Genomic DNA, 20,900 nt, shown 5'->3' on the forward strand with positions numbered 1-20,900 from the left:
AGGCGGGCTTGCTGCCTTCGCCTCGGGAGTTCGCCAAGACCTGGAAGCGCGACGTGCGCTTCGCACCAAAAATGAAGGCGGCTGAACGCGAAGCGAAGTATGCCGGCTGGAAGGACTCGGTGCGGAAGCTGCTGGCGTAGACCTGTCCGAGACGGTGCAATCAATCTGTATCGTCTTGAAACCATGGGCGCGCATCGCCAACCGGCATGGCGAATCCGGTGCTTGGCAACTGTCCACAAGACATGTTTTGACTTCCCTCGCGGGCATGACCTGCTATGTTAGCGATAACAAGGTTCCGTAAGGGAGAAGGGTTTTGGCTGTCCGGCCCGCGGCAACAAGGTTTGCAAAAGCCTCGCCGCCGACCATGACCGACGTGGCGCGAAAAGCCGGCGTTTCCACGATGACGGTGTCCAGGGCCTTGCGTGACGGCGCATCGATCGCCACCAGCACGCGCGAGAAGATCATGCGGGCCGTCGATGAACTGGGCTATGTGTTGGACCAGTCCGCCGGAAGCCTTTCGTCCAAGCGCACCGGATTTGTCGCGGCGCTGGTGCCATCCCTCAACAATTCCAATTTCGCAGACACGGCGCGCGGGCTGACAGACGCGCTGCAGGGCGCTGGCCTGCAGGTGCTGCTCGGTTATACCGATTACCTGATCGAGAAGGAGGAAGAGCTGATCGAAGCTATGCTCCGCCGCCGGCCGGAGGCGATCGTTGTCACCGGCGGCAGGCACACAGCCCGGGGGCGAAAGCTCTTGGTGAATGCTGGCATTCCGGTGATCGAGACATGGGACCTTCCGCCCAGGCCCGTTCGCCACGTCGTCGGCTTCTCGAATGCGGAAGCAGCCGAGGCGCTCGTCCGCCATCTTCATGGGAAGGGATATCGCAAGATCGGGTTCATTGGAGGCACCAGCAACCGCGATACGCGTGGCGCCGACCGCCGCCTCGGCTATGAGCGGGCCATGGCGGCGCTCGGCCTCAGGGAAACCCGCATCATCTCGTTTGGCACTCCTCCGATTTCCATGAAGCAGGGAGGCGAGGCGCTTGCGCGCCTGATCGAGCAATGGCCGGACGTCGAGGCCGCGATCTGCGTATCGGACCTTTCCGCATTTGGTGCCCTCATGGAGTGCAATCGCCGCAGGATCGCCGTTCCAGACCGCATTGCGATTGCCGGCTTCGGCAACTTCGAGATTTCGAGCTGCAGCTTTCCCGCGATCACAACTGTAAGTGTGAATTGTTACGACATCGGCAGGCGCTCTGGCGAGTTGTTGCTTCGAGCGATTGAGGGGGAGCGGGCCCGCAAGCCCATCGCCGCCGAAACCGTCATCACCGACTACGAGGTGATCGCACGTGAAAGTGCATGATCACTTTCGGCCCTGTGAAAATCCGCTGGACAAATATGCCAGGCTATTTGATGTTATCGATAACAAAATGTGGGAATGAGGCGCAAATAGCCGTTGGCCTGCCTTGCCATCCGGTCGTTGCCGCCACCAGCGCTGAAAGAAAGTCATGAAAGCAATCGTCATTCACGCCGCAAAAGATTTGCGCATCGAAGACCACGAGGCTGATGCGCCTGGCAATGGACAGGTGGTGGTCAAGCTTGCGAGGGGCGGCATCTGCGGCTCCGACCTGCATTATTTCAATCACGGTGGCTTCGGCGCCATTCGCCTGAAGGAGCCGATGATCCTCGGCCACGAGGTGGCGGGTCATGTGACGGCGCTTGGCGAGGGCGTAGACGGCCTGCGGATCGGGCAGCTTGTCGGAGTGTCGCCATCGAGGCCGTGCCGCCGTTGCAGGTATTGCAGCGAGGGCATGTTCAACCAGTGCCTCAACATGCGCTTCTATGGCTCGGCGATGCCGTTCCCCCACATTCAGGGCGCATTCCGCGAAACGCTCGTTGCCGATGCCAGCCAGTGCGTTCCCGCCGACGGCTTGTCACCCGGTGAAGCCGCAATGGCCGAACCACTCGCAGTGACGCTCCACGCCACGCGACGCGCCGGCGATTTTCTTGGCAAGTCGGTTCTGGTGACGGGCTTCGGACCCATCGGCGTGCTCTCGATCATCTCGGCGCGCCGTGCGGGCGCGGACCTGATCGTCGCCACCGACCTGAGCGACTATACGCTTTCGGTGGCGAAGAAGGCCGGAGCCGATATCGTATTGAACACCGGGGCGTCGCCAGATGCGCTCGACCCCTACAAGGCTGAGAAAGGGACATTCGACGTGCTCTACGAATGTTCAGGCGCACAGGCCGCGCTGACATCCGCCATCACCGTGCTGCGGCCCGGCGCCACCATCCTGCAGCTGGGCCTTGGCGGCGACATGACGCTTCCCATGATGCAGATCACGGCAAAGGAACTGGTGCTGAAGGGCTCCTTCCGTTTCCACCATGAGTATGCAACCGCCATCAGCCTGATGCAGAAAGGGCTGATCGACGTGAAGCCCCTGATCTCCGAAACGGTTAGCTTGCAAGAGGCGCTGAAAGGCTTCGAGCTGGCGAACGATCGCAGCAGGGCGATGAAAGTTCAAATCGCGTTTGGATGAATGAGATGACGGGCATGATCGAGAAGCTTTTCAATCTGTCAGGCCGTGTGGCGCTGGTGACGGGATCGAGCCAGGGCATAGGCCTCGCGCTGGCCGAGGGACTGGGTGCTGCCGGTGCCCGCGTCATCATCAATGGCCGCGACGGCGGCAAGCTTGAAGCAGCGAGAGACGCGCTTGCCGCGAAAGGCATGTCAGTATCCATCGCTGCATTCGACGTGACGGACGAGGCCGGGGTGACGGCAGGCGTCGAGGCGATCACGCGCGAGTTCGGCGCCATCGACATTCTCGTCAACAATGCGGGCATGCAGTTCCGCACCACGCTGGAGGATTATCCGCTGGAGAAATGGCGCGAGCTGATGCGCGTCAATGTCGAGAGTGCCTTCATCGTGGGCAAGGCCGTGGCGAAGGGCATGATCGCGCGAGGGACGGGCAAGATCATCAACATCGGTTCGGTGCAAAGCGAACTGGGCCGCCCCACCATCGCGCCCTATACCGCCACCAAGGGCGCCATCAAGATGCTGACCAAGGGCATGTGCGCCGACTGGGCGAAGCATGGGCTGCAGATCAACGCCATCGCACCGGGTTATTTCAAGACGCCGCTCAACCAGGCGCTGGTCGATAACCCCGAATTCTCATCCTGGCTCGAAAAGCGCACACCGGCCGGGCGCTGGGGCACGGTGGATGAGCTGATCGGCGCCGCGGTGTTCCTTGCGTCTCCCGCATCCTCCTTCGTCAATGGCCACATCCTCTATGTGGATGGCGGCATCACCTCCGTACTGTAGATGTTCAGGGGCGCCGCAATCGTCATGGGCGTTGCAAGCTGCGGCAAGACATCGGTCGGCGAAATGCTGGCGGAACGTCTGGGCGCGGTTTTCACCGAAGGCGATCGTCTGCATCCCAAGGCCAATGTGGAGAAGATGTCGGCTGGCATTCCGCTGACCGATGATGACAGATGGCCTTGGCTCGGTGCTGTTGGCGAGGCGCTGCAGGGTGATGGCGGCAGGATCGCATCATGCTCCGCGCTGAAGAAAGCCTATCGCGAACATATCGCGGCCAAGGCGGGGCGTCCGGTCGCTTTCGTGTTTCTCGACGGCAGCCGGGAGCTTCTCGAACGCCGCATCGCAGCGCGCAAAGGCCACTTCATGCCGCCGTCCTTGTTGGCGAGCCAGCTCGCCACACTGGAGCGTCCGGGGCCTGACGAACGTGCCCGCGCCTTCGATATCGCGAGGCCGGTTGAAGAGATCGCCGCCGAAGCAGGCGCATGGCTGTTGCAGGAGTTCGCATGACTGAGAAGATCGGCCTCATCGGCGCGGGCATCATGGGGCAGGCCATCGGCGCAAGGCTCCTGGAATGTGGGCACGATCTTGCCGTATTCGACATCGATGACGCCAAGGTGGCGCAACTCATGGAAAAGGGCGCGCGTGCAGCGGGCAGCCCGGCGCAGGCTGCCGCGCTCTCGGATTTTGTGATCCTCAGTCTCAATCACGCGGACATCGTCAACAAGGCGGTGTTCGGCGCTGACGGCATTGCAACATCTGCCGATGCATCAAAGCTGCTGATCGACATGTCATCGATCGATCCTGCCGCAACCGCTGAAATGGCATCGCGCCTCAAGTCGCAGACCGGCATGGCCTGGGTCGATTGCCCCTTGTCGGGCGGCATGCCGGGCGCGCTGACGGGCAAGCTCACCATCATGGCGGGTGGCGAGGAGGCCGATTTCGAACGCGCGCGATCTGTGATGAAGGACCTCTCCGCCAACTACACGCTGATGGGCGGGTCCGGCGCGGGGCAGACGACGAAGCTTGTGAATCAGCTGTTCTGCGCGCTGGCCTTTCAGGCGGTGGCAGAGGCGGTGAAGCTGGCGGAAGCCGGCGGTGTCGATCCGCAGCGCATACCGGCAGCCCTCGCGGGTGGCCGGGCCGATGGCCGCATCATGCAGGAGTTCATGGCGAAGTTTGCTGCGCGTGATTTCGCGCCGACGGGCAGTCTCGGCAACATGCTGAAGGATCTCGATTCGATCCAGGCCTTTGCGTTGAAGACGAAAACGCCCCTGCCGATCACCAGCGCCGTCACCGACTTGCACCGCATCCTGATTGCCATGGGGCTGGGGCCAAAGGATAACGCGGAGGCCATGCGCCTGCTCGACGGAAAATGAGATTGCTGTTGACTCGAGCTGAAATGCGGGTCACGATGTTATCGATAACATTGCAGAGGGGCCAGCCAAGGTCTCCGCTTGTGGGAGAAATGGTTGAGCGAGCGCCTCATCAGCTTTGAAGGCATCACCAAGCGGTTTGGCGGCACCACCGCCTTGCGCGACGTGAGCCTGCATCTCGATCAGGGCGAGGTGCTTGCATTGCTGGGTGAAAATGGCGCCGGCAAATCCACTCTCATCAAGAGCCTCGCGGGTATCTACACGCCCGATGAAGGCCGCATCCTGTTCAAGGGCGAGGCCTATGTGCACCGCCCGCCGAAACCCAATGAAAAGCAGCGCGTCGCCTTCATCCATCAGGATCTGGGACTGGTCGAATGGATGTCCGTTGCCGAGAATGTGGGCTTGGCCCAAGGCTATTCCATGCGTGGGCCTGCAATCGACTGGCGCAAGACCGAAGCGCGTGCCGTTGCAGCGCTGGCGAAGGTTGGCTGCGACTTCGATCCGTCACGCCGTGTTCAAAGTCTGAGCCGCACGGAAAAATCACTCGTCGCCATCGCCCGCGCGCTGGCAGCGGAAGCCGATGTTCTGGTGCTGGATGAACCAACCGCAAGCCTGCCCGCCGATGAAGTCGAGCGCATGTTCATCGTGCTGCGCGATCTCCGCTCGCGCGGCGTCGGCATGATCTATGTTTCGCACAGGCTGGATGAAATCTTCCGCATTGCCGACCGCGTGGCCGTGCTGCGCGATGGCAAGCTGGTGGGTGCCAAGCCCGTGAAGGACACGAACCCTTCCGAACTCGTCAGCATGATCGTCGGGCGTGAGGTGAAGGATCTTTATGTCCGCGCCAAGCTCAACCGTGGCCGCGAGACGCTGCGTGTGAAGGATCTCTCGGCTGAAGACGCAGGACCGGTGACGTTCTCTGCCTTCGAGGGAGAAGTCCTCGGCCTCGTCGGCTTGCGGGGCGCAGGCCAGGAGGCGATTGCCCGCGCATTGTTCGGTGCGTTGCCGTCTTCAGGCGCGGTAGTGCTCGATGGCAAGGCGCTGGACATGTCGTCTCCCCAGGCCGCCCTGCGGCAGGGTGTGGGACTCATCGCCCGCGACCGCACCGAGGAAAGCGTGGCGCCTGCACTTTCCATCCGCGAGAACATGTTCCTCAATCCCTTGTCCATCGGCCGCACGCTGATGAGCATTCTCTCGCCGTCTGCCGAAGCTGCCCGCGCGCTGGGCATCGGCGAGGATGTGGGCTTGCGGCCCAATGATCCATCACTCGCGGTCGAGGCCCTGTCCGGCGGCAACCAGCAGAAGGTCGTCGTGGGCCGCTGGCTCGCGACGGGCCGGAAACTTCTGATCGCGGAAGACCCAACGGCCGGTGTCGACGTCGGCGCCAAGTTCGAAATCTACCGGCTGGTCGCCAAGGCGCTCAAGTCGGGCCTCACCGTCATCGTCGTTTCAACCGACTTCGAGGAAGTGGCCCACATCTGCCACCGGGCACTCGTCTTCTCGCGCGGCACGATCGTCGCCGAGATCGCCGAGCGCGCGCTGACCACGGAGTCCCTCATCCATGCCGCATCCGCATCCGAGGCCGCCTGAACCATGAACTCGATCCAGTCCGATGCACTCGAACCGACACGCAGTGAACTGAAGGACCTTTCCGGCGCACAGAAGCTTGCGAGGCTGGTGCCGGTCTATGGCCTCGTGATACTGACCGTATTCCTGATCCTGCTGTTTTCGGTTCTCTTGCCCAACACCTTCCCGACTGTTCTGAACCTGCGCTCCATCATATCCGACAAGGCGATCATCCTGATCCTTTCGCTCGGCGTGATGATCCCCATGTCGGCGGGCCGCATCGACTTGACCGTCGGTTATGGCATCGTGTTGTGGCACATCCTCGCGATCTCGCTTCAGACAATGTACGGCTTCTCATGGCCTGTGGCCGTCATCACCGTGCTGCTGCTGGGCGCCTTCATGGGCATGCTCAACGGACTGCTGGTGGAAGTGGCGAAGATCGACAGCTTCATCGCCACGCTGGGCACCGGCACCATTCTTTACGCGCTGGCGCTCTGGCACTCGGGCGGGCGGCAGATCGTGGGCGCCTTGCCCGACAATTTCTATGCGCTCAACACCACCATGGTCTTCGGCCTGCCCATCACCGGGTATTACGTGATCGGCATCGCCTTCATCATGTGGTTCGTCTATGAATATCTGCCCATCGGGCGCTATCTCTATGCCATCGGCGCCAGCCCCAAGGCCGCCGCGCTGAACGGCATTCCGGTGCGGAAATATGTGATGGGCTCCTTCATCGCGTCAGGCCTCTTCACCGCACTCGCAGGCGTGCTGCTCGCCGCCAAGCTGCGCATCGGGCAGGCGAGCGTGGGCCTCGAATATCTTTTGCCCGCACTCGTCGGAGCGTTCCTGGGCTCGACAACCATCAAGCCAGGCCGCGTCAATGTCTGGGGCACCATGATCGGCATCGTCATCCTGGCGGTCGGCATTTCCGGCATCCAGCAGTTCGGCGGCTCGTTCTGGGTGGAGCCCATGTTCAACGGCGTCACCCTGCTTATCGCCATCGGCATCGCGGGCTATGCCCAGCGGCGCAAGGGCGCCACACGCAAATAACCAAAAACAGCAAACGGGAGGAACACCATGCTGAAACGTGACGTGATGAAATATCTGCTGGCAGGAACGATGCTGATGGGCTTCGGCCTCGCAGCTTCTGCCGAAGACTTTGACGGCCCCACATCAGGTCCCAAGGCGGCTGAGGGCAAGACCATCGTCGTGCTCGCCGCCGACATGAAGAACGGCGGCATTCTGGGCGTCACCACCGGCATCGAGGAAGCCGCCAAGAAGATCGGCTGGACAGTGAAGGTGCTCGATGGCGCGGGCTCGGTGCAAAGCCGTGCGGCGGCCGTCGGACAGGCCCTCACGCTGAAGCCTGACGGCATCGTCATCAACGGCTTCGATGCAGCCGAGCAGCAGGCAGCGCTCGAAGGCGTTGCCGCCGCCAAGATCCCCATGGTCTCGTGGCATTCGGGCCCCAAGATCGGTTGCGACGCGCCGGGCGGCATCTTCGCCAATGTCTCGACCGATGCGATGGATGTTTCGAAGAAGGCCGCCGAGTGGGCACTGAACGATGCGGGCGGCAAGCCGGGCGTCGTGATCTTCACCGACTCGACCTACACGATCGCCATCCTGAAGGCCGCCAAGATGAAGGAAATCATCGAGGGTAACGGCGGCACGGTGCTTCAGTGGGTGGATACGCCGATTGCGGAGACGTCGAGCCGCATGGGCCCGCTCACCACCACGCTGCTGCAAACGCACGGCGAGAAGTGGACGCATTCCCTCGCCATCAACGATCTCTACTTCGACTTCATGGGACCGGCTCTTGCGGCAGCCGGCGTCGATGGCAAGGCCAACCCCAAGGCGGGCTCGGCAGGCGATGGTTCGGAAGCCGCTTTCCAGCGCATCCGCACCGGGCAGTATCAGGCAGTGACCGTTGCAGAACCTCTCAACCTGCAAGGCTGGCAGCTCGTCGACGAGCTTAACCGCGCCGTTCAGGGCGAGGCCTGTTCGGGCTACATCACCGCGCCTGCACTGGTGACGGAAGAGGGCCTCAAGGCTTCGGGCGACAGCAACCAGTTCGATCCGCAGAACGGCTACCGCGACGCCTACGCCAAGATCTGGGGCAAGTGAGCTCCGCATATCATCAAGACAATCACGGGCGCAGCTTCGGTTGCGCCCGCAACACAAGGTTACACTCATGTTCATTCGCTGTGCCTTCTTTGAAGGCAAGGTCAAGCCCGGTTGTGAATACGCCTTCGCGGCTTTTGTAAAAGACCGGCTCGTGCCGCTGTGGACGCAGTTTCCGGGTGCCGGGGAAGTCCGCGTCCTGCGCCAGCAGGACTCCGATACTGAGCAGCCGCACTACGCCATGGTACTGGCGATAAGCTACCCGAGCCAGGCAGCAATCGATGAAGCCCTGAAATCGGAGGTCCGAGCGAAAAGCCGCGCTGAGACAGCCGAACTCGTCAAGATGTTCGAAGGCCGGATCTTCCATACGGTCTTCGAAGCCGCGCACGACGTGACGCTGTCCTGAGACGCAGTCCACCTGCGCCTGCAGGAACCAGTCACCCTGGCCATGTTGCCAAGCGCATCAGCGGGTCAGCCTGTGAAAACTGTCCGCACGATGGACCGCCAGATGATTTCTTCCATTTCGTGCGCAGCTTTTGCCTGACAAATGTCGTTTGGCGTGACAAAGTGGTCTTGCTGCACCCCCGATGAGCGGTCTGAAGTGTAGATTGCGTCACCGGGGAGAGCAGTCGAGAGTCTTTGATCGAGTAAACTTGGTCGGCGCAAGTGTGCTATTTGAGACAATGGCAAGCCGGCGAGAGGCCGAATAAGGGGAACGTCCTAAAAAAATTCCGGCACAGCAATTGCCGGCAAAAACAATCTGGCACAACCGCCAGCATAAGCTCGTCAGCAATCGGCGAGGCCATAAATGAGCAAATAAGGGAGGAAACCATGCTCAATAAACTGTCCAGGACACTTCATGTCGGAGTGGCCGCCGCGGCGGCAATGCTTTTCGCATCGGCGGCTTCGGCCGAAACGACGCTGCGTATCCAGACGCACTACGGACCGGAAACGCTGTCCGGCAAAAACGCCGCCATGTTCGTCGAGGACGTCCAGGTGATGTCCGGCGGCGACATCAAGATCGAGATGTTCTATTCGTCCTCGGTGGTGAAGTCGGTCGAAACCTTTGACGCTGCCTCGTCGGGCATTCTCGATTGCGACATGACCGGCGGCGCCTACCAGACCGGGAAGAACGCCGCATTCCAGTTCGTCGGTGACATCATGGGCGGCTACGACACGCCGTACCAGCAGCTGAGTTGGCTTCTGCTGGGCGGCGGCATGGCCGAAGCGCAGAAACTCTACAACAAGTACGACATGCAGCTCATCGGCTGGTGGGTCGTGGGGCAGGAGGCGTTGTCCTCGACCAAGCCGATTGCCGGCATCGACGCACTGAAGGACTGGAAGTTCCGTTCGCCTCCGGGCATGGAAACCAAGATCTTCGAGAAACTCGGCGCCAAGCCGGTGGTGATGGACTTCACGGAAGTCTTCACGGCCCTTCAGACCGGCATCATCGACGGTGCCGATGCTTCGATTCTGGCGAACAATACCGGAATGGGCCTTTACGACATCGCCAAGCATGCCACGCATCCGGGGTTCCATTCGATGCCGTCCGACCATCTCGCCTGCAACAAGGCGAAATGGGAGGCGCTGCCCGAAAAGGACCGCCGGATCATGGAAGTCGCCATGGAGAAGCTCGCCTTGCGGCAGGCGCTGGGCGGCGACAAGGCCAATAACGAAGCGGCCGCCAAGCTCAAGACGAGCGGGGTCACGATCTACGACTGGAGTGCGGATGACCGGCGGGCCTTCCATGCGGCGGCCCAATCCACCTGGGACGAGTTCGCAAGCACCGACGAGGCAAAAGCCCTGGTCGCCAGCCACAAGTCCTACCTGAAGCAACTCGGTCTGCTGATCGAATAGCCGCGACCGCGGCGGGCCGGACGACGGCCCGCCGCTCTCATTCAAGACAGGGGTTAGCGGGGAGGCGGCCTTGGTTGAGCATGAAAGAACGGGTCCCATCGATCTGTTCAACTGGACACTAAGCCGGATCGCCATGGTCCTGCCGGTGGTTATCGTTGTGGTGATGAGCATCGAAGTGCTGATGCGCTATATCTTCGCCAGTCCGACCCTGTGGGCGAACGAACTCTCACTGTGGATCGCTGGCGCCGTCTATCTGCTGGCCGGCCTCTATGCCATGCAGCAGCGCAGCCACATCCGCATCACCCTGATCTATGACGCGGTGCCGAAATGGCTGCGGCACACGTTCGACATCATCTCGCTTGCCATGCTGCTGATCTTCGTCTTTGCCGTGATCTGGGGCGGCTTTGGTGAGGCCATGGCCAAGCTGATGCGCTGGGAGCGTTTCGGCACGGCCTGGGATCCACCACTCCCGGCGACGATCAAACCCTTGATTCTTTGCGTACTGGTGCTGACCGCTCTGCAGGCGATTTCCAATCTGTTCACCGACTGGAACCGGACGGAGGCCGCGCACAGCCCGCTCGACGAGATCGATATCGACGTGGAGGCCCTCCGCAAGATCGAAGAAGAACTCGAGGCCAGGGACGCCGCTTCATACAAGCGCGGCGAGGCCCAATAGCCGGCACCAAACGGGACGGACACAAACGGCCGACGCGATAGAAGAACGGCCGGCAATAAAACAGGGTGGGGAATATGGATATCGGTACGATTTCGATCGTGGTGCTCGTCGGTATGCTGGCGCTGTTGGCCATCGGCATGCCGCTGGGCTTCGCGTCCGGCTTCCTTGCCGTCGTGGTGATGGTGATGAAGTTCGGTCCGGACCTGCTGTTCGGCCAGTTCGGGACCGGCCCGCTCAATATCCTCGCCCAGCGCATGTACGGGCTTTGCACCGACTACGTACTGATCTCGGTTCCGCTGTTCATCCTGATGGCCACCTTGCTGGAGCGATCGGGCATCGCGCGTGACATGTATGACAGCCTCACCCGGTGGCTCAGCCGCACCCGTGGCGGCATCGCCATCGTCACGGCGATCATGGCCATCATCATGGCCGCAATGTCGGGCATCATTGGCGGTGAAGTCGTTCTGCTCGGTCTCATTGCGCTGCCGCAGATGCTGCGGCTGGGCTACAACCAGAACCTAGCCATCGGCACGATCTGCGCATCGGGCTCGCTTGGTACCATGATCCCGCCGTCGATCGTGCTGATCATGTATGGCCTGATCACCGAAACGTCGATCGACGCCCTCTTCAAGGGCGCGTTCGTGCCCGGCTTCATTCTGGGCGCGGCTTACATCGTCTACATCATCGTGCGCACCAGGCTCGATCCCGGGCTGGCGCCGCTGCCTGAACCAAGCGCCGATGACATGCCGCCGGCGGAAAAGAAGCGCGCCTTGGCAACCTTCGTCCTGTGGATCATCTGCGGCTGGGGTGGAATGGCTCTGGCGCACGCGCTGATGATCGAGACGCAGAACGCGTTCGGCGTGCTGAAGCCGGACGACTACACGCCCTATGGGCTGTCCAGCGTGGCGATCTACGGCGTGATGTTCGCAGGCGGCCTGGCATTGCCCTGGCTCGCCTTCGGTGCCAAGACTGTCCGCGACACCTGGGACATGAGCAAGGGCCTGATCGCCCCGATGATCGTGGTTGTCGTGGTGCTTGGTTCGATCTATGGCGGCGTCACCGGCATCACCGAGGCGGCAGGCATGGGCTCCGTCGCGGTGCTGATCCTGATCATCATCCGCGGTGAATTTTCGTACAAGCTCGTGCGCGATGCCATGATGCGGACCTTCCGTTCGACGGGAACCATCATCTGGGTGACGTTCGGCGCCACGGCGCTGGCCGGCGCCTACACCATTGCGGGCGGCCCAACCTATATCGCCAACCTGATCGTCGGCGCCGAAATGCCAACCCTCGGTATCCTGCTGGTGATGATGATCATCTTTCTGTTTCTCGGCGCCTTCATGGACTGGGTCGGCATCGTGCTTCTCGTCATGCCGGTGTTCCTGCCCATCGTGTTGAAACTGCCGCCCGAGGAAATCGGCCTTTTCGCGCCGCTTGCCGATGCCCACAGCTTCGTTGCGGTGTGGTTCGGCATCCTGTTCTGCGTCAACATGCAGGTGTCATTCCTGTCGCCGCCGTTCGGCCCCGCCGCCTTCTACCTGAAGTCGGTGGCCCCGGCGCACATCACGCTTCCTGCCATCTTCCGCAGCTTCATGCCCTTCATGACGATCCAGCTCATCGTGCTGACGCTGGTGCTGTTCTTCCCGGAACTGACGATGCTCTTCAGGTGAAGGTCTTGTCGCTCACCGGCTTTCGGTCACCGACGCATCGGCCCGCTGAAGGACACCTGGCTTGAGGCTGATGCCGAGGCCCGGCCCTTCTGCCGGCTTCACCGTGCCATCGGCGACCACCGGCAGCCCATCACACACTTCGGAATACCAGCCTGTATAGAGTGCGCGCACACTTTCCTGGATCAGCGTGTTGGCGGCGTGGACCGACAAATGGCAGGATGCGGCATAGACCACGGGCCCGGTGCAATCGTGGGGAGCTATCGGCCGGTGCCAGCTGTCGGCCAGCGCGGCAATGGCCTTGCCTTCGGTGATCCCGCCGCACCAGCCAAGATCGAGCATGATGATATCGGCCGCATCGGCCGCCAGCAACTCGCGGAACTGGTGCCGCCCGGCAATGGTCTCGGACGCCGTCACGCGGATCGGACAGCGGCGGCGGAAGTCGGCAAGTGCTGAGACGCCCTGCATGCGCACCGGGTCCTCGATCCAGTATACTCCCAGGGGTGCCACGGCTTCGGCGATCTGCAGCGCGGCCGGCTGGTTCCACAGCGAATGCATCTCCAGCATGATGTCCATGGCATTGCCCACCGCATCGCGGATCTGGCGGAACGGCCGTAATCCCTCCTCCAGTTCCGCCGGCAGGATCGACTGGCCACCAGAGCGTTCGGCGTAGCGGTCGAAGGGCCAGATCTTCATGCCGGAGATTCCCTCGGCCAGAAGGCTTCTGGCCAGTGCCCCGGCATCGGTGAGAAAGGCTTCGAGGTCCTCATACGGTCCGTTCGCCCGATTGCCGATTCCCCAGTTGGCCGAGGTCTGGCCCTCGGCCGAGCGTACATACTGGTAGCCCGCACAGGTGTTGTAGGTGCGGATCGTCTCGCGGCAGCGCCCGCCAAGCGCCTGCCACACCGGTTCGCCGCTGCGTTTGCCCTTCAGGTCCCACAGGGCGATGTCGATGGCCGACTGGCCGCGAACTTCGGCACCGGCCGCCTGATGCCCGGCATAGGGGACGAGCGCCACGCGCGAGGGTTCCGGGTCCGCCGGTTTTCCGATGAGTTTCGGCGCGGCCGTTTCGTGGATATAGGCCTCGACGGCGCGGGCACCGAAGAAGGTTTCGCCCAACCCCTCATTTCCATCCGCGTCCCTGACAAGAACCCACAAGAGGTTCGGAAATTCGTCCAGTCTCAACGTCCTGATGGATGCGATTTCGGTCATGTCGGCCTCCCGGTGTGGCCGACTGTAGCCGGGGCAGACGATCCCGCAAGATGAAAGCCACCAATCTGCCATGTCAAAACGGGCGGTTACAGCAGCCGGCGCCCGTGATATCAGAAGCTTCCTTATCCAGGCTGCAACAAATCGGATGGATGCGAGAGAGGAGCAGGATGCTCACGCGGGAACAGATCGAGTCGTTCAACGAGAACGGTTATCTTGTCATCGAGGATGTCATCGACGAGGTGGAGGTGATTGAACCTATCCGCCGGGAATATGCGGTGCTGATGGACGAACTCTATGACGGCTGGCACCGGGAGGGCCGTCTCAAGGCGCCACCCCATGGCATGGGATTCCACGACAAGCTGCTGGCCGCCCATAAGGCTGGCTGCGACTGGTTCCAGCCGATGGACATCTCGCTCCCCGGCGACCGCATCTCCTCCAACTCGCCGATGCATTTTGGCCCGGCGGTGTTCGACCTGTTGCGAAATCGCCGGTTGCTCGATGTGGTCGAAAGCCTGATCGGGCCGGAGATCACCTCCAATCCGATTCAGCATGTCCGCATCAAGCCGCCGTCGGCGGTCGTGGCTGCCGACGAGGCCCGCGGTCATGTCACGGTCACCGACTGGCATCAGGACCGCGGCGTCCATCATGAGGATGCCGACCACACCAGCATGGTCACCGTCTGGTGCGCGATATCCGATGCGACGTTGGACAATGGATGCATGGTGGTGGTGCCCGGCGCTCATCGGGCCGGCATGCTGCCGCACTGCCCGAAGCGGCAGACGTCAATCGCCGATGGCCTGATCGACGAGAGCCAGGCGGTCCCGCTGACGGTCAGGAGCGGCGGAATGATCGTCTTCCACCCACTGGTCCCGCATGCCTCGCGCGCCAATCTCACCGATGGCTTCCGTTGGTCCTTCGACATCCGCTACAACCGCACCGGCGAACCAACGGGCCGTGCCCATTTTCCGGCCTTCGTGGCGAGAAGCCGCGCCAATCCCGCCAGCGAACTGAAGGACTGGCGCAAGTGGCTTTCGATGTGGGAGCAGGCGCGCGCCACGCTGGCCGTGCAGCCCCATATCGCCAACCATCGGTGGACGTCGGACGCGCCAGCCTGCGCGTGAGCCTGTTCGACAAGGAGACGGGGCGATGGAAGTCCTGAGCCAAGCGCAAGCCGACTTCTACGATGCCAATGGCTATCTGGTCGTGGAGAACCGCGTGCCGGAGCCGGTGATCGCGGCCATTCGGGCGGAAATCGCCCGCTTCGAGGATGAGGCGCGCGGCATGACCGCGTCCAACCAACGGCTTGACCTAGAGGACAGCCACACACCCGACCGGCCGCGCGTCCGCCGTATCAAGCTGCCCCACACCATCAGCGACGTGATGAACGGCCTGCTGCGCTCGGATGCCATCCTGGCGCCAGTGCGCGATCTCATCGGGCCCGACATCCGGCTGCATAACACCAAGCTCAACATGAAGTCTGCCGGTTATGGCGCCGCCGTCGAGTGGCATCAGGATTTCGCCTTCTATCCCCACACCAACGACAGCGTGCTGGCGGTCGGCGTGTTGATCGACGACATGGGCGATGAGAACGGACCGCTGATGGTGTTTCCCGGTTCGCACAAGGGCCCGGTTCATGACCATCATGCGGACGGCGTGTTCATCGGCGCGATGGACTTTGCCGCCAGCGGCTTCGACGTGGCCGAGGCGGTGAAGCTGACCGGTCCGGCGGGGTCGATCACCATTCATCATGGCCATATCGTTCATGGCTCCGCCGTCAACACATCAAGCCGCGACCGGCGCTTGCTGTTCTACGAGATGATGGCTGCGGATGCCTTCCCGATCATGGGGTCGCTGACGACGTTCGAGTCCATTGCGGAATATGATCGCCGCATGCTGTGCGGAGCCCCAACGCTTGGGCCGCGCCTGGCCAATGTGGCGGTCCGCATTCCCCAGCCGCCGCCGCAACGGCAATATACGTCGATCTATGAGCTTCAGAAGGGTCTGAAGAACAAGGCTTTTTCAACCGCCGGATAGGCGGTGGCCCAATTGAGTGGAGATATCGAAATGGCGAAACCGGCAATCGGATTCATCGGCCTTGGCCTCATGGGATCGGCAATGGTCGAACGGCTGCAGTCGCTGGGCTACCAGGTCACGATCGTCGCCAATCGGTCGCGTCAACGCATCGATGCCGCCGTCGCACGCGGCGCCATCGAGGTGAAGACGGCCCGCGAGGTCGCCGCCGCGAGTGACATCGTGATGCTGTGCATGGATACGTCGGCCTCGGTGGAATCCCGCATGTATGGGCCAGACGGAGTGATCGCCGGGGTTCGCGCCGGCGCCGTGGTGATCGACTTCGGAACATCGCTGCCGGCATCGACGCGAGCCATCGGCGAGGTATTGGGGAACGCAGGCGCCACCTATCTCGATGCGCCGCTCGGCCGCACGCCCACCCATGCCCTGCAAGGCAAACTCAACATCATGTGCGCAGGCGACGAAGCGGCCTTCGCCAAGGTGAAGCCCGTGCTGCAGGATCTGGGTGAAAACGTGTTTCATCTCGGTGCCTTGGGCTCGGGCCACACCATCAAGCTGATCAACAATTTCTTCGGCATGACGGTGGCCAATGCCATGTGCGAAGCCTTTGCCATGGCTGACAAGACGGGTGTCGACCGCCAGAAGCTATATGATGTGATGTCGGCTGGCCCGTTGCATTCCGGCATGATGGACTTCGTCAAGGCATATGCGGTGGATGGCAAGCCGGACATGCTGGCGTTTTCAATCCGCAATGCGCGGAAGGACGTTGGCTACTATGCCGGCATGGCGGAGAGCGCCGGGGCCGAAAGCCTGATGTCCAGCCCCGCGCGTCAGGCCCTGGGCCTGGCGCTGGCGCATGGCTACGGAGACCGCATGGTTTCCGAAATGGTCGACTTCTTCGCCGACCTGTTCAACGACGGCAAGCGCGGGCCAAGCCAGGGTTGATGGCGAGCCTGGCTTCCGAATGACGCCACACCGCCGGCATGTGATAGCCCGGCGTCGACTGCGCCAGGTCAGTCTCGGCTGAAGTGGCCGCAAACCTGAATTCCTGGTGGTCGCCTCAAGTGTGCAGCTGCTTCTGCTCGATCAATTCAGCAGGAACCGAACAACTGAAGAACCCGTCCCGACGAAATCGAGATATGGATTCGAGGGTACATCTTCGAAAGCACGAGACAAGGCCGAGAACTGCAATTCCGCCACGCGAACTGAGTAAGTCGCGGGAATGTCGGATCTCTTTGGGTGTGACCAGAGAACTGTGCGTTCGTCTGAGACTGGATGGTGGCGGACGCAGTCTGTGACGAACCCGTTTCGGGCCTGAAATCGCCGATAACAAGGAAAATACAGGGAATATTCGGAAAATTGAGCCTCTTGGCGGCTATCCGATCCCGTAAACATTTCGAAAATCCAGTGGGTTGGCGCAAAATTCCCAGCGCAAGATAACAGGGAATTTCTTGAAGGTATCAGGGATCGCTTTGGCGCTGAACAGGGAAGCCGGTACAAAGGAACAAGCCCGCGCCATTCCAATGTCTTTGGCGGCATCAACTCACCCATGTTGCATCCCAAAATGCTTGCGGATCCTTGGTGAGGACCTCGTATGCCCCAAGTCGCGGCTCCGCAAGTGCGACGGCCTTCGTACGTTCCTTCAGTTCAGCTTGGGCAGCGTCAATGATAGCCGGTGACGTGAGAAGTCTGAGGGCTGCCTTTGCCAACGTCCTGCATGCCAGAAGCGGACCTCGGTAACTGCAGCGATGACCCGACAGCGCCGTCCATGCCCAGTGGTGGATCGGGATTTCGTCGGGATAGGCCCAGTTTACCCGGCCTAACGGAATGCGCCAGCTCACTTCGCCGTCATCCTGGCCGTAATAGTCCTCACCGGCGTCGAAATACCGGCTGTTCCCGTCCAAGTTCATCTCGGCGCCGGGTGAGCAGTTCGCCACCAGTGACCGCATGAACTCGAGGTCGGACTCCGGCCATTGCGCCGGTCCGAATGACGACATGACGTCGAACAGCGTTCTGCCAATCGTGTTGTTCGGCAGGTTACCTCGGGTCTCGGAGACGAACTGCTCCGGGAAGGCAACGCCTCCTTTTCGAGCAATTCTGTTAGCTGCTGTCACTATGGCAGCGTAGGCATCCTGTGTCGTCTTGAAGTCATAGCCGCGCGTCGTGAACCAGACACGCGCTTCGGGAGGCATGATTGATGGCATGATGCCGGCGCGGCGAAGAACATGCCCCAGCCGTATATCCGGGAACACTTCCGTACAAATCTTCTCCCCGTAGACGACGACCTGCCCTGCGACGAGGAGCGCATTCTTGTGGCTTTGCTGACCTCCATGGCCAGCCTCCCCGCTGAACACGAGTTCGCCGGATGTCACCCATTGATACTGGCGGGACAATGCGCCTGTCTGATAATCGCCCTGTGACGTCAGGATGATGGCGATGCCATGGAAGACCCCAGCCCTTGGAAGAGTGATCTTGCCTCAGAGGATTTCTTCTGCGGGGCAACCAATGACGCGGATATCTCCGGAGATATCGAGTTTGCGGCAGATCATTGCTGCAACAATCGCGGCGCCGGCGTTGGCAGGACCGATGTGATTGTACCCGCATGCATGGCCCGCAAACTGTCCCGTTCCTTGGCGACTCGGCGTTGCAGTGTTGCCGAGACCCGGTAGCGCGTCATATTCTCACAAGAATCCGATGACCGGGCCGGCGCCGGCCCCCAGTCGCGCAGCGAATGCTGTAGGAATTCCGCCAACCAGGCGCTCGAGTTCAAAGCCGTGCCTCCCGAGCCACTCCGCGAGGCGGGGCGACGAGCGATACTCCATGCACGGCAATTCAGGGTTAGCCCATTTTTGCTCGAAATGCTGCTCGTTCTCCGGCCTGATGGTCATCCATGCTTCAGACGTTGTCATGGCGAGGTGGCTGATCGGCATTCAGTGTTTCCAGAAAATGAACGTCATAAGGGGCACAGGATTGTCACGAGTTGGCAATGATGAAGTCGGAAAAAATCATCAGCGCAACAGTCACAGGCCCGAAGCTGCCCACCTATGCCAATGCCTCCGCTCTGAAGGCTTGATACATACAACGAAATGCCAGATCCTCGCTTCAGCTGAAGAATGATCAGGTCAGCTCGAAAACAACGCTGCTGCATTGGGTGAGTATCGCGCGACCTTCTGCGGGTCGAGGTCGACACCAAGGCCCGGCCTCATCGGGATCTCGAGATAACCCCCGGAATCGAGCTTGAATGGCTCGGTCAGAATTCCATCGACATAGGCACTGCCACCGATGAACTCGACGACGTCCGCGTGTGGCATCGCAGCAGAAATCTGCAGATCGCCGGCCACGCCAATTGCCGTGTTCCAGCCATGGCCGATGTATTTGACGCCAAACTCCTCTGCCAGCCAGGCGATGCGCCGCTGCTCGGATATGCCGCCAACTTTTGTGGCGTCGGGCTGGACGATATCGAAAGCGCCACGCTGCAGGAACGGCAGGAAGCTCTGCCTGCGGGTCAGCACCTCGCCGCCCGCAATAGGCACCGGGCTCTGGCGGCGGAGTTCGCAGAAGTCGTCGATGGCATCGGGCTTCAGGGCCTCCTCAAACCAGCCGGCATCGTAGTCGCGGAGCATCTCCGCAGTATTCAAGGCCCACTTCAGTCCATTCGGCCAGTAGGCATCGCTTGCACCGGCATCGATGAAGAGCTGGCTATCCTCGCCAACTGCTTCACGGGCGGCGCGCACGATTTCTTCGTCCAGCCTTGCGTTTCCGCGTCGCCCAAAAGGCCCCCAGCCGATCTTGAAAGCCCGGAAGCCTTGCGCAACGAAGGGCTCCAGGACGGCCTTCATCTGCTCGGGCTCTTCCATGAGAAGCGAGCAATATGGCCTGACCTTCGTGCGATAGATGCCGCCCAGCAGTCTTCCGACGGGCTGGCCCAGCGCCTTGCCAAGAATATCCCAGAGCGCGATGTCGATCCCGCTGATCGTGTGGGTCAAGGTTCCGCCTCGTCCCATCCAGAAACTGTTCTGGTTGAGCTTCTCCGTCACCCGCTCGGGCTCCAGCGCATTCTCGCCCACATAAAGAGGTTCAAGCACCTTGAGTGCGGCTTCGACCAATCCGCCGTTGGTGAAGACGCTGCCATATCCGGTGATGCCTTCTTCCGTGTGCACGGCGATCAGGGCATGGACAGAATCATCAGGCCGGATCTCGGCTGACCAGCCGCCCTTTGGACTGTCTCCCATGAGCGGTGCGGCAATTATGGATCGAATGCGCAGTTTCTCGAGTGTCATTGCATGTCCTCAGAATGTTGCAGATGCGCCGCCGTCGACGCTCAGGATTTGGCCGGTGACATATTGGGCATCGTCGGAGCAGAGAAAGAAAGTGGGGCCAGCCATATCGGCAGGGCTGCCGAAGCGCCGCAATGGAATACGGCCATACTTGACATAAATATCGCGGAACCAGTCCGAGTCGTATTCGTGTGACCCATCCGGCAGAATCGACATGGGCGTATCGACGAAGCCCGGTGCGATGGCGTTGACCATGATGTTGTAGGGAGCGAGATCGCAGGCAAGAGCGCGAGTGAAGTTGACGACGGCGCCCTTGGCGGTCGCGTAGGCAAGCTGGTTCGGCCAGCCGCGCAATCCCTGGATCGACGCGACATTGACGATGCGGCGTCCTTCTCCGGCCTTCTTGATCAATGGCACGAAGGCCATGGCCATCCGCACGGCTCCATCCTGATTGACACTGACGATGCGGTGGTACTCCTCCATCTTCATTGTCTCGATGTGGGTATCAGCCCCAATCGCGGCATTGTTGATGAGGATTTCGCAGCGCCCATGATTGCAGTCGACAGCCTGTGCCAATTCTGCAACCGATGAATCGTCACCGATATCGACGGCAAGCGCCTCGGCCTTATACCCCTGCTCGACAAGTCTTTGAGCGGCTGCGGTTGCGACTCCAATCTTGATATCCGCCAGTATCGTGAGGGCACCTTCGGAGGCAAGGCGCTCCGCGATGCCGAAGCCAATGCCTTGCGCGGCGCCTGTGATCACCGCCACGCGGCCGTTCAGTCTCTTGCCGTTGCTCAC

The 20,900-nt window shown here is 61.4% G+C and carries 20 protein-coding genes; 15 read left to right on the forward strand and 5 right to left on the reverse strand.

Annotated elements, in window-relative coordinates:
- Window positions 1-364 precede the first annotated feature (364 nt).
- From ACEW8Q_RS03395 to ACEW8Q_RS03450, 12 genes are all read left to right on the forward strand, one after another.
- Window positions 365-1,363 (forward strand): LacI family DNA-binding transcriptional regulator, encoded by a 999-nt coding sequence (locus ACEW8Q_RS03395; RefSeq protein ID WP_373502727.1) that lies wholly within the window; start codon window positions 365-367, stop codon window positions 1,361-1,363.
- Between the two features lie 145 nt (window positions 1,364-1,508).
- Window positions 1,509-2,540, forward strand: coding sequence for an L-idonate 5-dehydrogenase (locus tag ACEW8Q_RS03400; protein WP_373502647.1), 1,032 nt, complete (start codon window positions 1,509-1,511; stop codon window positions 2,538-2,540).
- Window positions 2,541-2,557: 17 nt separating this feature from the next.
- A complete protein-coding gene (locus ACEW8Q_RS03405) occupies window positions 2,558-3,322 on the forward strand; it encodes an SDR family oxidoreductase (RefSeq protein ID WP_373502728.1) in 765 nt (254 codons plus the stop codon).
- A gap of 24 nt (window positions 3,323-3,346) precedes the next feature.
- Window positions 3,347-3,826, forward strand: a complete 480-nt coding sequence (locus ACEW8Q_RS03410) for a gluconokinase (protein ID WP_373502648.1) — start codon at window positions 3,347-3,349, stop codon at window positions 3,824-3,826.
- Window positions 3,823-4,695 carry an NAD(P)-dependent oxidoreductase gene (locus ACEW8Q_RS03415; protein ID WP_373502649.1) on the forward strand — a complete coding sequence of 291 codons (873 nt, stop codon included), beginning with the start codon at window positions 3,823-3,825 and terminating at the stop codon, window positions 4,693-4,695. Before ACEW8Q_RS03410 ends, ACEW8Q_RS03415 begins: the two co-directional genes overlap by 4 nt.
- 93 nt (window positions 4,696-4,788) lie before the next feature.
- Window positions 4,789-6,282: a sugar ABC transporter ATP-binding protein gene (locus ACEW8Q_RS03420; protein ID WP_373502650.1), complete on the forward strand. Its 1,494-nt coding sequence runs from the start codon at window positions 4,789-4,791 to the stop codon at window positions 6,280-6,282.
- 3 nt (window positions 6,283-6,285) lie between these two features.
- Entirely contained in the window at window positions 6,286-7,308 is a 1,023-nt protein-coding gene (locus tag ACEW8Q_RS03425; protein WP_373502651.1) for an ABC transporter permease, read from the forward strand.
- A 69-nt stretch (window positions 7,309-7,377) separates the two neighbouring features.
- A complete protein-coding gene (locus ACEW8Q_RS03430) occupies window positions 7,378-8,382 on the forward strand; it encodes a substrate-binding domain-containing protein (protein WP_373502729.1) in 1,005 nt (334 codons plus the stop codon).
- Window positions 8,383-8,449: 67 nt separating this feature from the next.
- Window positions 8,450-8,785, forward strand: a complete 336-nt coding sequence (locus ACEW8Q_RS03435) for a hypothetical protein (RefSeq protein WP_373502652.1) — start codon at window positions 8,450-8,452, stop codon at window positions 8,783-8,785.
- A 425-nt stretch (window positions 8,786-9,210) separates the two neighbouring features.
- Window positions 9,211-10,236, forward strand: a complete 1,026-nt coding sequence (locus ACEW8Q_RS03440; RefSeq protein ID WP_373502653.1) for a TRAP transporter substrate-binding protein — start codon at window positions 9,211-9,213, stop codon at window positions 10,234-10,236.
- A gap of 70 nt (window positions 10,237-10,306) precedes the next feature.
- On the forward strand, window positions 10,307-10,912 hold the full coding sequence (locus tag ACEW8Q_RS03445; RefSeq protein ID WP_373502654.1) for a TRAP transporter small permease subunit: 606 nt from the start codon (window positions 10,307-10,309) through the stop codon (window positions 10,910-10,912).
- 74 nt (window positions 10,913-10,986) lie between these two features.
- Window positions 10,987-12,582 carry a TRAP transporter large permease subunit gene (locus ACEW8Q_RS03450; protein WP_373502655.1) on the forward strand — a complete coding sequence of 532 codons (1,596 nt, stop codon included), beginning with the start codon at window positions 10,987-10,989 and terminating at the stop codon, window positions 12,580-12,582.
- Between the two features lie 12 nt (window positions 12,583-12,594).
- Here ACEW8Q_RS03450 and ACEW8Q_RS03455 read toward each other — a convergent pair whose 3' ends face one another.
- Window positions 12,595-13,791, reverse strand: a complete 1,197-nt coding sequence (locus tag ACEW8Q_RS03455; RefSeq protein WP_373502656.1) for a mandelate racemase/muconate lactonizing enzyme family protein — start codon at window positions 13,789-13,791, stop codon at window positions 12,595-12,597.
- 167 nt (window positions 13,792-13,958) lie between these two features.
- Between ACEW8Q_RS03455 and ACEW8Q_RS03460 the strand changes: the two genes are divergently transcribed.
- Genes ACEW8Q_RS03460 through ACEW8Q_RS03470 form a run of 3 tightly spaced genes read left to right on the forward strand, consistent with a single transcriptional unit; the run spans window position 13,959 to window position 16,767 of the window.
- Window positions 13,959-14,912 carry a phytanoyl-CoA dioxygenase family protein gene (locus tag ACEW8Q_RS03460; protein WP_373502657.1) on the forward strand — a complete coding sequence of 318 codons (954 nt, stop codon included), beginning with the start codon at window positions 13,959-13,961 and terminating at the stop codon, window positions 14,910-14,912.
- A gap of 25 nt (window positions 14,913-14,937) precedes the next feature.
- The gene (locus tag ACEW8Q_RS03465) at window positions 14,938-15,825 is read left to right on the forward strand and encodes a phytanoyl-CoA dioxygenase family protein (RefSeq protein ID WP_373502658.1); all 888 of its coding nucleotides are present in this window, start codon (window positions 14,938-14,940) and stop codon (window positions 15,823-15,825) included.
- 30 nt (window positions 15,826-15,855) lie between these two features.
- Window positions 15,856-16,767: an NAD(P)-dependent oxidoreductase gene (locus ACEW8Q_RS03470; protein ID WP_373502659.1), complete on the forward strand. Its 912-nt coding sequence runs from the start codon at window positions 15,856-15,858 to the stop codon at window positions 16,765-16,767.
- A gap of 593 nt (window positions 16,768-17,360) precedes the next feature.
- Here ACEW8Q_RS03470 and ACEW8Q_RS03475 read toward each other — a convergent pair.
- The 4 genes from ACEW8Q_RS03475 to ACEW8Q_RS03490 all read right to left on the reverse strand — a co-directional run bounded on the left by ACEW8Q_RS03475 (window position 17,361) and on the right by ACEW8Q_RS03490 (window position 20,900).
- The gene (locus ACEW8Q_RS03475) at window positions 17,361-18,215 is read right to left on the reverse strand and encodes a hypothetical protein (RefSeq protein WP_373502660.1); all 855 of its coding nucleotides are present in this window, start codon (window positions 18,213-18,215) and stop codon (window positions 17,361-17,363) included.
- A 288-nt stretch (window positions 18,216-18,503) separates the two neighbouring features.
- The gene (locus ACEW8Q_RS03480; RefSeq protein WP_373502661.1) at window positions 18,504-18,752 is read right to left on the reverse strand and encodes a hypothetical protein; all 249 of its coding nucleotides are present in this window, start codon (window positions 18,750-18,752) and stop codon (window positions 18,504-18,506) included.
- Window positions 18,753-18,944: 192 nt separating this feature from the next.
- On the reverse strand, window positions 18,945-20,102 hold the full coding sequence (locus tag ACEW8Q_RS03485; protein WP_373502662.1) for a mandelate racemase/muconate lactonizing enzyme family protein: 1,158 nt from the start codon (window positions 20,100-20,102) through the stop codon (window positions 18,945-18,947).
- Between the two features lie 9 nt (window positions 20,103-20,111).
- Complete coding sequence (locus tag ACEW8Q_RS03490) at window positions 20,112-20,900, reverse strand: SDR family NAD(P)-dependent oxidoreductase (RefSeq protein ID WP_373502663.1); 789 nt, start codon at window positions 20,898-20,900, stop codon at window positions 20,112-20,114.

It is taken from the genome of Aestuariivirga sp., assembly GCF_041738905.1.
Lineage (GTDB): Bacteria > Pseudomonadota > Alphaproteobacteria > Rhizobiales > Aestuariivirgaceae > Aestuariivirga.